10 protein-coding genes, 1 other RNA gene and 1 pseudogene are annotated in these 13,639 nt (G+C 59.6%); 1 reads left to right on the top strand and 11 read right to left on the bottom strand.

Annotated features, from left to right (window positions below; genetic code table 11):
• Positions 1-14: 14 nt before the first annotated feature.
• The 10 genes and pseudogenes from CGA21_RS26240 to CGA21_RS26195 form a co-directional block, all read right to left on the bottom strand.
• Positions 15-1,052 (bottom strand): helix-turn-helix transcriptional regulator, encoded by a 1,038-nt coding sequence (locus tag CGA21_RS26240; protein ID WP_188265364.1) that lies wholly within the window; start codon positions 1,050-1,052, stop codon positions 15-17.
• Between the two features lie 321 nt (positions 1,053-1,373).
• Positions 1,374-1,583 (bottom strand): hypothetical protein, encoded by a 210-nt coding sequence (locus CGA21_RS26235; protein ID WP_188265363.1) that lies wholly within the window; start codon positions 1,581-1,583, stop codon positions 1,374-1,376.
• 815 nt (positions 1,584-2,398) lie between these two features.
• A pseudogene (locus CGA21_RS26230) lies at positions 2,399-3,655 on the bottom strand (integrase domain-containing protein).
• 186 nt (positions 3,656-3,841) lie between these two features.
• Positions 3,842-4,240: a transfer-messenger RNA gene (gene ssrA / locus CGA21_RS26225) on the bottom strand.
• A 96-nt stretch (positions 4,241-4,336) separates the two neighbouring features.
• Positions 4,337-4,612: a hypothetical protein gene (locus CGA21_RS26220; RefSeq protein WP_083350114.1), complete on the bottom strand. Its 276-nt coding sequence runs from the start codon at positions 4,610-4,612 to the stop codon at positions 4,337-4,339.
• Positions 4,613-4,859: 247 nt separating this feature from the next.
• A complete protein-coding gene (locus CGA21_RS26215) occupies positions 4,860-7,673 on the bottom strand; it encodes an FAD-binding and (Fe-S)-binding domain-containing protein (RefSeq protein ID WP_188265362.1) in 2,814 nt (937 codons plus the stop codon).
• The gene (locus CGA21_RS26210; protein WP_188265361.1) at positions 7,670-8,341 is read right to left on the bottom strand and encodes a lactate utilization protein C; all 672 of its coding nucleotides are present in this window, start codon (positions 8,339-8,341) and stop codon (positions 7,670-7,672) included. The genes CGA21_RS26215 and CGA21_RS26210 overlap by 4 nt, the downstream gene beginning before the upstream one ends.
• Positions 8,341-9,795 (bottom strand): LutB/LldF family L-lactate oxidation iron-sulfur protein, encoded by a 1,455-nt coding sequence (locus CGA21_RS26205; protein ID WP_033044654.1) that lies wholly within the window; start codon positions 9,793-9,795, stop codon positions 8,341-8,343. Before CGA21_RS26205 ends, CGA21_RS26210 begins: the two co-directional genes overlap by 1 nt.
• The gene (locus tag CGA21_RS26200; RefSeq protein WP_188265360.1) at positions 9,792-10,616 is read right to left on the bottom strand and encodes a (Fe-S)-binding protein; all 825 of its coding nucleotides are present in this window, start codon (positions 10,614-10,616) and stop codon (positions 9,792-9,794) included. Before CGA21_RS26200 ends, CGA21_RS26205 begins: the two co-directional genes overlap by 4 nt.
• Positions 10,617-10,761: 145 nt before the next feature.
• Entirely contained in the window at positions 10,762-12,456 is a 1,695-nt protein-coding gene (locus CGA21_RS26195; RefSeq protein ID WP_110746729.1) for a lactate permease LctP family transporter, read from the bottom strand.
• Positions 12,457-12,719: 263 nt separating this feature from the next.
• On the opposite strand from CGA21_RS26195, the gene CGA21_RS26190 reads away from it, so the two are divergent.
• On the top strand, positions 12,720-13,487 hold the full coding sequence (locus tag CGA21_RS26190) for a GntR family transcriptional regulator (RefSeq protein ID WP_020796516.1): 768 nt from the start codon (positions 12,720-12,722) through the stop codon (positions 13,485-13,487).
• Between the two features lie 59 nt (positions 13,488-13,546).
• On the opposite strand, the gene CGA21_RS26185 is transcribed toward CGA21_RS26190, so the two are convergent.
• The coding region (locus CGA21_RS26185; RefSeq protein WP_188263828.1) for an IS3 family transposase at positions 13,547-13,639 on the bottom strand (93 nt) is incomplete at its 5' end.

The following is a 13,639-nucleotide window of genomic DNA, read 5'->3' as shown; positions in this document are numbered from 1 at the left end:
TCGATTGTTGAAGGTCAGGCGGGTTGCAGTTGCGGGGTTGCATGAGTGTTCTGGTACAGCGCCTGCATCGAATTCAGTCGCTCGCGCACTTCGTCCACCCACACACGGGGCGCATGCAGGCGAATGTTTTCATTCAGGGCGAAGATCCACCACAGCGTTTCGCGGTCTAGCGGCACAGTGGCGTGCAGGCGGTGCCAGCCCTGCTCAGAAACGCTGCTCAAAGTCTGCTGCTGGCTCAGCGGCGTTTCGTTGAGCAGGGCAGCGATCTGCGGGCGTACATCCGCGATCAGCTCGACCTGGGCCTCGGCTTCTCGATAGCTGAAAACGCCGCTTGCGATGTAGGCATCCACGTCGAAGCTTTCATGTTCGTGACCGGCCTCTTCGAGCACGCTCACTTCGGTGATCCGGTGCAAGGCGAATTGGCGCAGATCGCTGTAGCCATCCACAGAGGCCAGCAGGTAGCTCACCGCGTGGCGCGACACCAGGCCAGCCGGGTGCAGGCGAAAACGCTTGAGTTCACCCTTGCTGCGGCTGTGGTAGAACACTTCCAGCTGCTTGCGCTCCAGCAGTCCAGCCGACACCTGGGCCCAGGTGTGCGCGCTGACTTGCGCCGGGAGCAGGGTCTTGCCGTTGGGCAGTGAGCGAACTCGCTTTGCCCAGTCGGCCAGGCCGTTGCCACCCAGGCCATTGAGGAAGTTGCGGGCCCGGCGGAACTGCGGGCCCAACTGGTCCAGAACGCTTTGCGGCAGGATCGGGCTCAAGTGGCTTTCCGAGAGGAACAGCGCCAGTGCGGTGGGCGCGTCCATGTCTTCCAGCTTGAGTGGTGCCTCGCGGGTGAAGCTCCAGCGGAAGGGCGTTTCGCTGTCGTCACACTGCAGGGAGAACGGGATCGACAACCGGCTCAAGTCACGCTGGATCGAGCGCAGGGTGACCGAGAAGCCTCTGTCTCGGAGCTTTTCTAGCAGGGTCGGGGTTGCAATACGCTGAGGTTCGGTGGGTATCAGGCGTAGCAATGCAAACAGCCTGAGCAGCGTATCCTTCGCTTGGGACATGGTAACTTCCTGGTTTTATGTCTCTACTGAGCGCCAGCAGGCTGGCGTCAAGTTGACGTGAATCCTACTCAATTGAATGGCTTTATGCCATCAATTGTTCAGGGGATGGTAGCTAGTATTTCGCTTTGTTTCAGTCTGCGGCAGGCCGCTGCGCTTCGCGTTCGCGCTTCATTTCGCTGTATTCGCGGTAGAACGCGTAGCCTTTGGTCAGCACCACGAAGAGTCCGATGGTGGCGAGCAGATTTTTCATCGTTGGGTCCTCTTGAAGATGTGGGTCATTGTCCGGGCTGGCGCGACAACCTGTGTCGAGCTGGCGAAGATTCAGCCGTGGAGCGTCAGGAATTCTTCCAGCCGTGTTTTGAGCACTTCCTTGGGGGTGGCCGTGCGACGGTGAGGCGAAGGGGTGTTGCAGGTGGGGCAGTGGGTGAACCAGTCGCGGTTCAGCACTAGCACGTCACTGCGTGGGAGGAAGGTCTTCTTCCAGAAGCAGTATTGGCATACGAGGGTAAAGGGCGGGGGAGCGATTGGCATGGCTGCACCTAATGATTAGCAAGTGCAGCCAGGATGGCAGTGGGAGGCGACAGCTTATGTCGTGCTTGCTGAGGTACTTCGGAAAGGTCCTACTCATCCCTGGGTAGAATACGGCAGCACTCTCTCCACCGAATGAGTTTTCTGACGCTCCACTTTCATGAGGGCCATTTCCATGTCCGTAGCCAACAGTGCCCTGTCACCGAAGAAATTTCTGCTATGTCCTCTACCGTTCCACGCTTCCACGTGGTGTCGGTAGCGAAGTTCATCTGCATGATATCCCTGACCTGAGGCCGTTACCTCACGTACCTACGTCACCTTGTGTGGCGGGGTTGGCGGAATCTGCCCATGTCGTGAGTAGCAGATCTATACAGATCGCCGAGAACATGCAGGATGCCGCACGAGCTGCGGGATGCGAATCGCCCTTGGGAGAACCACCACGGGGAGCGGCGTGACCTTGAAGGTTCGGGCCACCTCGTTGCTGCCAACGGCAGCGTTTCGATGTTTTTTCTAGCGCCATTGCGATGGGTGGGTCAACCGAGTTAGGTGCTGCTCATTGCGCCAGTCTTTGATAGAGGAAAGCCGTAGCCTTGAATGGTGGTGAGTGGGGATAAGCCGTTTGTCGCCTTATTGATGCGAGTCCCCGCGCATGGGAATGCGGAGCCTTCCTATGCTCGGGGGCTTTGCCTGAAAAGCGCAGAGCGGGCAGAAAAATGGCGACGGTCGCTGCATCTGTCGCCATCCCGTATCCCGCGCATTTCGCGGGGTAGCGCCGTTGTCGCCGCTGTCGCCAAAACAGTTGTCTTGCGCCAGCTGGGTTAGCGAATCGGCACCACGTTCCTGTCTCTGACTTGACCGTATGCTGAGGCGAGCAGGCTGCCGGTCGCGGCTTTTTGGATGTACTCACTCCACCAAGCCATCATCGGACGCCGGCGCTCGATGTAGTCGGCGCGGTTGTAGGCGCTGCGCACCTCATCCTTGTCGACATGCGCCAGTGCGACCTCAATGAGTTCGGGGTCCCAGCCATGTTCATTCAAGATGGTGCTGGCCATCGAGCGCATGCCGTGGCTGACCAAGCGATCCTGGAAGCCCATGCGTTTCAATGCCATGTTGGCGGTTTGGCTATTGGCATGGGTGCGAGGATTTCTGTCTGCTGGGAAGACGTATTCGCGATGGCCGCTGTGAGTTTTCAGTGACTCCAACAGTGCGACAGTGTGATCACTCAATGGGATGCTGTGTGGGCGGCGCTTCTTCATCCGCTCCGGTGGGATGGTCCAGACACGCCTTTCAAAGTCGATGTCTGCCCAGCGAGTAGTTGCCGCCTCGGCGGGGCGAGTCATCGTGTGCAACTGCCATTCGATCAGGCAGCGGGTCGTGCGTTTGATACTGGCGTTCGCGATCTCCAGCATGAGCTCGGGTAGCTCCTCGGGCGGGAGCGCGGCCATGTTTTCTTTCTTGGGCTTCTTGAAAACCGCCCGGATGCCACTGAGCGGGTTGGCGAAGATCAGGCCGGAGTTCACCCCGTAGGTCATGATCTCGTTAAGTCGCTGACTGAGACGCTTGACCGTCTCTAGGCTGCCTTTCGCTTCGATTGGACGAAGCAGATCGATCACCATCGGCGCGGTGATTTTCGCGAGCGGCGTCGTCTTCAAGTCCGGGAACACATGCAGCGTGAGCGACCGCCAGATGTCCTCGGCGTAGGCAGGCGTGACCGAGTCTTTCTTCAGCTCGAACCAGGCGGTGGCCACGTTCTCGAAGGTGTGTTCGGTTTCTGCGCGCTTGGCTTCATTCAGCGTATTGCGCTGCACCTTCGGGTCGATGCCTTGGGCCAGCAGCTCGCGTGCTTCGACCGCCATCTTTCGAGCATTTGCCAGCGAGAGCTCCGGGTAGGTACCAAAGCCCATGTTGATTCGGTTCTTGGTCACCGGTTCACGGTAATTGAAATTCCACAGCAACGAGCCGATGCTGCGTACGCGGAGCTGCAAACCGTCACCGTCAGTAAGGACGTAATCCTTGGACGCCGGTTTGACTCCCTAGAGCTGTCGATCGGAGAGGCGGAGGTTTTGAGCAGGCATGAGATTGTCCTCAGGCACTGATTCGGTATTCCAAAGATTAGCACCGGGTGGGCTGGAATCCGTCTGGAATACCCGAACGGCTGGAACTCAAAAACTCTCAAAAGACCGCAAAAGCGCTGGATGCCGCCTATTTACTGGATCGCAGGCACAAAAAAAGACGTCCTTGGACGTCTTTAGATGTTTGATTGGTGGAGCCGGGGGGATTTGAACCCCCGTCCGCCAGTACTCCGCTGTCGGTACTACATGCGTAGCCGTGTCTATTAAGTTAACCCTCAGCGACCCGACGGGCAGGGTGCTTTGGGCGAGTTGTGTAAGTTTTAGCCGCTTCGTCCACAACGTACTGCACGGCGATTCTGTTCTATATGACAATCACTTTGGGTTTACAGACATCCCCTGGTGATTGCTGGACCCGAAGGTACCAGAAGCTCAGGAATCTAAGGCTGCTTACGCAGCGAGAGACATTTCCTGGCCGTAGGTTTCGTCATTGGCAACTATAAGAAGTTGCAACAGTGGATTTACGAGTTCTGTTACCAACTCGGCATGCACCTAAAGTTTCGCAACCGGCGTCGAATCCTAAACGGCCCCGAACTCATTGCCCGAAAATCTCGTTGAGCAACAAGCCAGTACAGTGTACGCCAATGAGGCGCGGAAGGCCAACCCGAAGGTTGGCCTCGCCTGACATCAGTTGCGCGTTGGGTTTCGAATCTGCATTTTGGTGATCATGCCAGAGGTGATTTCGACGCAATCCTTGTCGTTACCGGCCGCCTGGGCAGCTTTGGATTTTTCCAACGCGGCTTTGACGTTGTCCAGCGAGTTTTCCGGTAGAGACGGCGCGCTGTCCACGAAGTCGCTTATCTGTTGAATATTTGCCGCACAAAGATCCTTGTCTGCCGCGAATACGGGCGATGCCAGCAGTGCCGCAGTGATAAACAATCCAGCCATTGCAGAGTGCTTCATGGGTATCTCCTTGCGCATGAGGGCTCGGTGCTGCCGGTCGATGAGGCTGCTGGCCGAGGGGTTTTTAAGCCCGTTCGCAGGGCCTAATTAAATGACTATAGCCGCGCGCAGGAATTCGGTTTTCTTTTGCGATTGCGTGGGGGATATGAAGATTGTAGGGGCGAGTTTGCTCGCGATGGCGCTGAGGCAACGCGTTTGGCCAGAAAACACGCGTTATCGTTGACGTCCATCGCGAGCATGCTCGCTCCTACAGGGGCGGGCGGGCTTGGGTTACGCGGTCCACCAGGTAAACCAGGCTGTGATAATCGATTCCGCCGTGCTGGCTAAGGCCGATTTCACAGGTGCGGCTGGTGGAGATGCCTTCGCTGCAATACTGCACCGCATCCTTCAAGGTACGCAGCGAATGTGCGTTCAGCTCCGGGGTGGTGAAGCCTTTGTCGCCGGCAAACCCGCAGCAGTGAATACCTTCGGGAATAACTACGTTATTGCTGCACTTGCGCGCCAGATCGATCAGCGCCTGGCTTTCGCCCAGGTGCTGGGTGCTGCAGGTGACATGCACGGCAATGGGGGCTTCCTGCGGTGTGAATTGCAGTCGATCCATCAAGTGTGTGCGAATGAAACGTACCGGATCGTACAGGTCCAGGCGCGCATCGCCGAGGTCCTGGGTCAGGCGCAAGGTGCAGGGGCTGGTGTCGCAGTAAATCGGATCGAGCCCGCCACGGCTGGCGTGGAGCAGGGCGCCGATCAGTTCCTGGCGTTTGTGTTCGGCCTGTTCGGCATAACCCTTGGAGGCGAAGGGCTGGCCGCAGCAGAGGTTGTCCAGATTGTCGGGGAAAACCACCTGATAACCGGCTTTTTCCAGCAGGCCGCGGGTCTTGTCGTACAGCGACATTTGCTCCTTGTCGCCCGCCGCCGGGCCCATGGCGCGTGAAACGCAGGCTGCCAGATACACCACGCGCGGGCGTTCGTCGGTCACCGACGGACTGAAGCGAATGGCTTTTTCCGGCTGCGGCATGGCGTTGGTCCATTGCGGGACCTGGCCTTTGGACAAGCGGGTCAGCGTTGCCGACAGTTTTGCCAGGCGTGGCGCGCCCAACAACATCCGTGCACCGTTGGCCACGTGGAGGGTGAAGCGCGCCCCTTGCAGCGCCGTGGCGAAATTGCCTTCAAGCCAGGTGGCAGTTTTCCTATGGGTAGCGTTCTGCCCACGAAGCTTTTTCACCAGCTCGCCGGTGTTGATGCCTACAGGGCAGCGTTGGGCACAAAGACCGGTGGCGGCGCAGGTATCGATGCCTTGGTATTCAAAGGCAGCTTCGAGTTCGCGGGTATCGACGCCGGCGCGTTTCTTCGCCTGGATGTCACGCCAGATCACGATCCGCTGGCGCGGGCTCAAGGTCAGGCCTTTGGAGGGGCAGACCGGTTCGCAGAAGCCGCATTCGATGCACTTATCCACAATCTCGTCGGCTGCTGGCAGCGGCTTCAGGTGTTTGAGGTGGATTTGTGGGTCTTCGCTGAGCACCACGTCCGGATTGAGAATACCGTTGGGATCGAGCAGGCGCTTGAGCTGCCACATCAACTGGTAGGCGTCGCTGCCCCATTCCAGTTCGACGAAGGGCGCCATATTGCGCCCGGTGCCGTGCTCGGCCTTGAGCGAACCACCGAACTCGACCGCCACCAGTTGCGCCACGTCGTCCATGAACGCCTGGTAGCGTGCGACTTCCTGGGGATTGTTGAAGCCTTGGGTGAAGACGAAGTGCAGATTGCCTTCCAGTGCATGTCCGAAAAGGATCGCTTCGTCGTAGTGATGTTTGTCGAACAGTTCGATCAGGCGGTTCACGCCGATGGCCAGTTGTTCCACCGGGAAGGTCACGTCCTCGATGATCACCGTGGTCCCGGTTTTACGCACCGCGCCAACGGCGGGGAAGGTGTCCTTGCGGATCGCCCAGAGTCGGGCGTTTTCCAGCGGGTCTTCGGTGAAATCGACTTGTTTCTCTACCGGGAACGAGGACAGTGACGCCATGATCTGCGCCAGTTGCTCGTGCAACAAAGAGGTCGATGCCGCGCGGGATTCGATCAGCAGGGCGCAGGCATTGTTCGACAGGTGTTGTACGAAAGCGGGCATGCCGGGCTTGTTCTGTACCGAGCGCAGGCTGCGGCGGTCCAGCAGTTCTACCGCTGAGACCGGTTGGCTTTTCAGTACGGTGACGGCGTTGCAGCAGGTTTCCACGTCCGGGAATACGATCAGCGCCGAGGCTTTGTTCGGGTGATCGATCACTGTGTCGTAGGTCACCGCGCTGATGAAGCCCAGAGTGCCTTCGGAGCCCACCAGCAAGTGACTCAAGATATCCACAGGCTCGTCGTAGTCCACCAGGGCGTTGAGTGACAGGCCCGTGGTGTTTTTCAGACGATATTTGTGGCGAATTTTTGCAGCCAGTTCGGCATTGGCGCGGGTCTCGCGGCCCAAGGTCGCAAGACGCTCCAGCAGGTCGCCGTGACTGGCGCGAAACGCCGCGACACTGGCGACATCTTCGGTATCGACACGGCTGCCGTCGGCCAGCACCAGACGGATGCCCGCCAGGGTGTGATAGGTGTTTTGCGCCGTGCCGCAGCACATGCCGCTGGCATTGTTGGCAACGATGCCGCCGATTTTGCAGGCGTTGATCGACGCAGGGTCCGGGCCGATCTTGCGCCCGAACGGTGCCAGCCAGGCGTTGGCCTGCGCGCCGATCACCCCCGGTTGCAGGCGGATTTGTGTGCCCTGGCCACGGATCTCGCGACCGTTCCAGTTATCCCCAAGTACGATCAACACCGAATCGCTGATGGCTTGCCCGGACAGGCTGGTGCCGGCGGCGCGGAAGGTCACGGGGACCCGGTCGCGCTGTGCCAGTTGCAGCAGCGCCACCACTTCGTCTTCGGACTCGACGCGAATGACCAGTTGCGGAATCAGTCGATAGAAGCTGGCATCGGTGCCGAAGGCCAGCGTCGACAGTGGATCGTCGAAACGCCGTTCCCGAGGAATCAGTTGCTGCGCATCGCGCAGGAAAGCGGCCGGTAGACTCATTGGTCCTCCAGGATCAACACCACGAGGTCTTTCGGGCCGTGGGCGCCGTAAGCCAGGACTTGCTCGATATCAGCGGTTTTCGAGGGGCCGGAAACCAGCAAGGCGTTGGTCGGCATGCCCTGGGACCATTCGAATTCCTGTTGTACCTGATAGAAGTTATCGCGGATTTCACTGGCCTTGAGCAAGGCGAAATGCACCGGTGGCGCCAGGCTCATGAGGCGCGGTTCTTCTCGCGTCGGCCAGAGAATCAGGCTGCCCGTGGCGGCGATTGCGCCAAGGGTGGTGGTCAGGCTCGCCGGGGTGTCGTTGAACAGTTCTGCTTTCCATTCCTCAACCGGGCGGTCGTAGGCCTTGAGCGTCGGCAGGCCGGGATTTTTCGCCCAGTGCTGCGAGACGCGTTGCCCGTGCGGCGTAGTCGGGGCGATCAACAGGCTAGGCAACTGGCGGTCTTGCAGCAGTGTTGCCAACAGGGTCGGCCAGTGCTCGCCCGAAGTCAGGTGGATTTCCGTGTGCACTGCTTCCATCAATTTGCGCAGTTGCGGGATGCGTTGATCTGGCGTGTAGGTATAGGGCTTGGTCACCAGTTCGACGTCGAAGTTGTCAGGCACCGGCGTGGTGCCTGTCAGGCTTGTGCGCAACTTGGTTAGGATATTTTGCTTGGCGCTCATCAACGATCTCCCTGTTTGGCCAGATGCTCGCGAGCCATGTCATGCAGTGAGCGGGCGGCGGGTTTCGGGGCACTGTGGTTCTGCGTCCATGGTCCGACATTGCTCGGCGTAAGGGCACGCAGGCGAGTTGCGGCCAAAGCGAACAGGCGATACAGCGTCGGTGAACTGTTGAGCCTGGCCCAGGCGTTCCAGATGAATCGTTCCTTGCGCGAGTACTTGCTGCCCTGGCCACGCATCACTTGATCCGGGCTGTCCGGCGCTTTCACGTTCTCTTCGCGCAAACGGCGCAGCAAAGACGGGATCGGGATTTTGACCGGGCACACTTCGCCGCAGGCACCGCACAGCGAAGAGGCGCTCGGATGATCCGGGACTTTCGCCAGGCCGACCATGTGCGGGGTGATGATTTTGCCGATAGGGCCGGGGTAGACCTCGCCGTAGGCATGGCCGCCGATTCGAGTGTAGACCGGGCAATGATTCATGCAGGCGCCGCAGCGGATGCAGTTCAAGGTCTGGCGCAGTTCGCTGTCGGCAAACGCCTGGCTGCGACCGTTGTCGAGCAGGACCAGGTGCACTTCCTGCGGGCCGTCGAGCTCATGTTCCTTGCGCGGACCGGAGATCATGTTGACGTAGGTGGTGATCGGGATGCCCAGGGCCGAGCGGGTCAGCAACGACAGCAGCGGCACTACGTCGCGCAGGTTCTCTACGACTTTCTCGATGCCGGTGACGGCGATGTGCACCGGTGGCACAGTGGTCGTCATGCGGCCGTTGCCTTCGTTTTCCACCAGCAACAGGGTGCCGGTTTCGGCCACGGCGAAGTTGACGCCGGAGACGCCGATGTCCGCTTCGAAGAACTTCTGCCGCAGGACCCTGCGACCGATCTGAATGAGTTGGTCAACGTCCTTGGTGTATTCCACGCCAAGTTTGTCGTGGAACAAGGACGCGACCTGACCGGCGTTCTTGTGGATCGCCGGCATGATTATGTGTGAAGGCTTCTCGTGGTCGAGCTGGACGATGTACTCGCCCATGTCCGATTCCAGGCATTCAATGCCCTGTTCAGCGAGGACGTGGTTCATCTCCATTTCTTCGCTGACCATCGATTTACCCTTGATCACTTGCCGCCCCTCGTGAGCGCGGATGATCGACAGGACGATGCCATTGGCTTCGTCCACCGTTTCCGCCCAGTGCACTGTCACACCGTTGCGGGTCAGGTTCTGTTCAAGTTGCTCGAGCAAATCGGGCAACTTTGATAACGCACGGGCGCGGACAGCATTGCCCAGCGCTCGCAGATGTTCTCTTTCGTGGGCATCGCTGAAAGCCGCTGCCCGCTTGGTCATCAGTGAATCCATCGCCTTGCGGAAGTTGCCCCGCAATTGCGCGTCGCCCAGGGCCTCGTGCGCCCGGGTGCGAAAGTCTTCTTCTACGGCGACCGTAGGAATAATCTCGGCGGCACTCATTGGGCACCTCCGGTACGCTGCCAGAGGAAGCTGGCCAGGTGTTGACCGCGCAGCGCTTCCTTCTGTTTCTCCAGCGAGCCGTTGATGTTCATCAGGCAACCGCAGTCGGCACTGAGTACCTGGTGCGCGCCGGATTCCTTCAACGAGCGGGTCTTGTCAGCCACCATCGCCCCGGAAATATCTGGCATACGGACGCTGAAAGTCCCACCAAAGCCACAGCATTCGCTTTCGTGGCTGTGTTCGACCCGCTCCACGTTGCCCAGTTGCGACAACAGCTCGCGGCCGTGCAGGTGGGTGTTCATCTCACGGCGTGCCGAACACGACGTGTGCAACGCTACCTTCACCGGCATGCCGCTGTCCTTCAACTGCACCTTGCAGACAAATAACAGAAACTCGGCCAGCTCATAGGTCCTGGCAGCCAGTGCCTGGACCTGTTGCAAGGTGTCCGGCTCATCCTTGAACAAGTCGGCATAGTGTTCGCGCAACATGCCCGCGCAGGAACCCGAAGGCACCACCACCGGATAATCCCCGGCGAACAGCGCCAGTTGCGAGCGCGCGACGGTCCTGGCCTGCTCGGTGTAGCCCGAGGTGTAAGCCGGTTGACCGCAGCAGCTTTGCCCTTGCGGGTACTCGACACGAATGCCCTCGCGTTCCAGCAGGTGGATCGCGTCCATTCCGGCTTGCGGGTAGAACAGATCCACTACGCAGGTCCCGAACAGGTACACCCGTTGTGGTTTCTCGCTGGGGTATTGCCGAGGCTCGGGCAGTGGCGGGGCGACACGGGTCGCATTCGGCACAGCGTTGTAAAAAAGCTCGCTCATCAGGCGTGTCTCTCGGCCGGTTATCCGTCCGTCGAGGCCACTGAATATAGAGAGAAAATCTTTCAGCAGCCTTGCAGACCGGGTAGTGAATAGCTGACGCCGGGGTCGTGGCCCGGCGTCGTTTTTTCCATGTCGCTTGTAGCGCTTAGTGCACCAGCATGCCGGTGAACCAGTAGGCCTGGGCCAGGGTGATCAGGCCGACAATCGTTGCAAAGAACAGGCTGTGCTTGAGGGTGAAGCGGAACAGGTCCGATTCCTTGCCCACCAGGCCAGTTGCCGCGCAGGCCACGGCGATCGATTGTGGCGAGATCATCTTGCCGGTCACGCCACCGCTGGTGTTCGCGGCCACCAGCAAGGTGTCGTTGACGCCGATCTGGTGGGCGGTGGTCGCCTGCAACGAACTGAACAGCGCGTTGGATGAGGTATCGGAGCCGGTCAGAAATACGCCCAGCCAGCCGAGGAACGGCGAGAAGAACGGGAAGGCTGCACCTGTACCGGCCAGGACCAGGGCCATGGTCGACGACATGCCCGAGTAGTTGGTGACGAACGCGAAGGCCAGCACCATGCCGATGGACAGGATCGGCCAGCGTAGTTCGTAGAAGGTCTCTTTCAAAGTGGTCAGACCAGTTTTGAAGTTGATCTTCAGGACCAGCATCGAGATCAGCGCCGAGAAGAAAATCGCGGTGCCGGTGGCGGAGATCGGGTCAAGCTTGAACACCGCCGGGAGGGCAGTCGGCGCGGCCACGATCGGTGCCACCTTGATGACCAACTGGTCCAGGTGCGGGATGGCGAAATTGAACACGAAGCTGTACATCGAGCCGCCCGCGGCAAACATCGCCTTGAATGGCTTGAGCGTCCAGATGGTCACCAGCACGGTCAGGATCAGGAACGGCGACCAGGCCTTGAAAATCTCCCCGAGGCTGTAAGGCGAAGCCACGGTGGTGCGCTTCTGGCCGAAACCACCGGCGCTGGCGCTGACCACGGAAGCCGAGACGGCGCCGACGATGTGTTGGCCGGCAGCGCGTTTTGGCTGCCAGACCTTCAGGAACAGGGTCAGGGAAACCAGGCTGGCCAGGGCCGACGTGATGTCCGGCAGTTCCGGGCCGATGAAGTTGGAGGTGAAGTATTGGGTCACGGCGAAGCTCAAGCCCGCGACCAGCGCTGCCGGCCAGGTTTCACGCACGCCGCGCAGGCCATCCATCATGAACACCAGCCAGAATGGCACGAACAACGACAGCAGCGGCAACTGGCGACCGGTCATGGCGCCAATCTTGAAGGCGTCGATGCCGGTCACTTGCCCGGCAACGATGATCGGAATGCCCAGGGCGCCGAAGGCGACCGGCGCGGTATTCGCGATCAGGCACAGGCCCGCGGCGTACAGCGGGTTGAAGCCCAGCCCTACGAGCAGTGCGGCGGTAATCGCCACCGGTGCACCGAAGCCGGCCGCACCTTCGAGGAAGGCGCCGAAGCAGAAGCCGATCAACAGGACTTGCAGGCGCTGGTCGTCGGTAATCGACAGCACCGAGCTGCGGATCACTTCGAACTGGCCACTCTTGACCGTCAGTTTGTAGAGGAACACGGCCGCCACGATGATCCAGGCGATTGGCCACAGACCGTAGGCGAAACCATACCCGGCGGCGGCGAACGCCATGTCGACTGGCATCTTGAAGGCAATGATTGCCACCAGGATCGACAAGGCCAGGGTGATGCTGCCAGCCACGTGTCCTTTGAGACGGAACACGGCCAGGGCCAGGAAGAAAAACACGATGGGAATAACGGCTGCGAGTGCGGACAGGCCGAGGCTGCCGAGCGGGCTGTAGAGCTGTTGCCAGGTTTGCATATGGGGTGGCCCCTAATTGTTGTTGGTCAGGCACTGATCAGCGTTCTTGGTTAATTGGTAATACCAATTTACAATCGCTGTTGGCTAGGGTAAAAGCGTTGTAGGCGGTGTGTCAATTTGCCGCCCTAAAACTTTTGTCGTAGGCAGGGATTTGCAGAAGGTCTGGCCCGTTTGGGTAATGGTCGCTTGGCAGGTGCCTGCGTAGCCCGGATAGGCCAGAATAGAGCCCCGGCGCGCCGTCGGGATGGTGGAGAAATCGAGTTATGGGGTTTGATCAGATTCGGCAGCGCCGTTTGTCTGACGATATTGTCGAGCAGCTCGAGGGCATGATCCTTGAGGGCACGCTGAAAGCCGGTGAGCGCCTGCCGGCGGAACGCGCGCTGGCCGAGCAATTTGGTGTCTCTCGTCCTTCGTTGCGTGAAGCTATTCAGAAATTGACCGCCAAGGGGCTGCTGGTCAGCCGTCAAGGTGGCGGCAATTATGTGGTGGAGTCCCTGGGCACGACGTTCAGTGATCCGCTGTTGCATCTGCTGGAAAGCAACCCCGAAGCGCAGCGCGATCTGCTGGAGTTTCGCCACACGCTGGAAGCGTCCTGCGCCTATTACGCAGCGTTACGTGCCACCGACGTTGACCGCGAGCGACTGGCTGCCGCGTTCAATCAATTGCAGGACTGCTATTCGCGTCACGACGAAGTCAGTCGGGCGGAGGAGGGCGCGGCGGATGCAAATTTTCATCTGGCGATTGCCGAAGCCAGTCATAACGCGGTGCTTTTGCACACCATTCGCGGGTTGTTCGACCTGCTCAAGCGCAATGTGGTCACGAACATTGGCGGCATGTACAAACAGCGCACAGAGACCCGCGACATGCTGATCACGCAGCACCGGGAGCTGTATCAGGCAATTATCGAGGGCAGGGCGGAACAGGCCCGGGAAGTCTCCAGTCGACACATTCTGTATGTACAGGAGGTGCTGGAGGAGGTGCGTCAGGAAGTGCAGCGCGTGGCTCGGGCGGAGCGGCGCAAGGGGATGTAGTCAGCTGGTGATCGTTCCCACGCAGTGGACTGACCCCGAAATGTTGGACGATCGTAAATCTATACCTGAACAGATCGAGCCCTGTATTCAACAGGGCTCAGTCCGTTTAGCTTCAGTTTGATGCGTTGGTGATTGTAATAGTGGATGTAGTC

Origin of the sequence: Pseudomonas sp. PSB11, assembly GCF_014596605.1 — a bacterium.
GTDB lineage: Bacteria > Pseudomonadota > Gammaproteobacteria > Pseudomonadales > Pseudomonadaceae > Aquipseudomonas > Aquipseudomonas umsongensis.
This window is presented reverse-complemented; position numbering and strand designations above follow the sequence as displayed.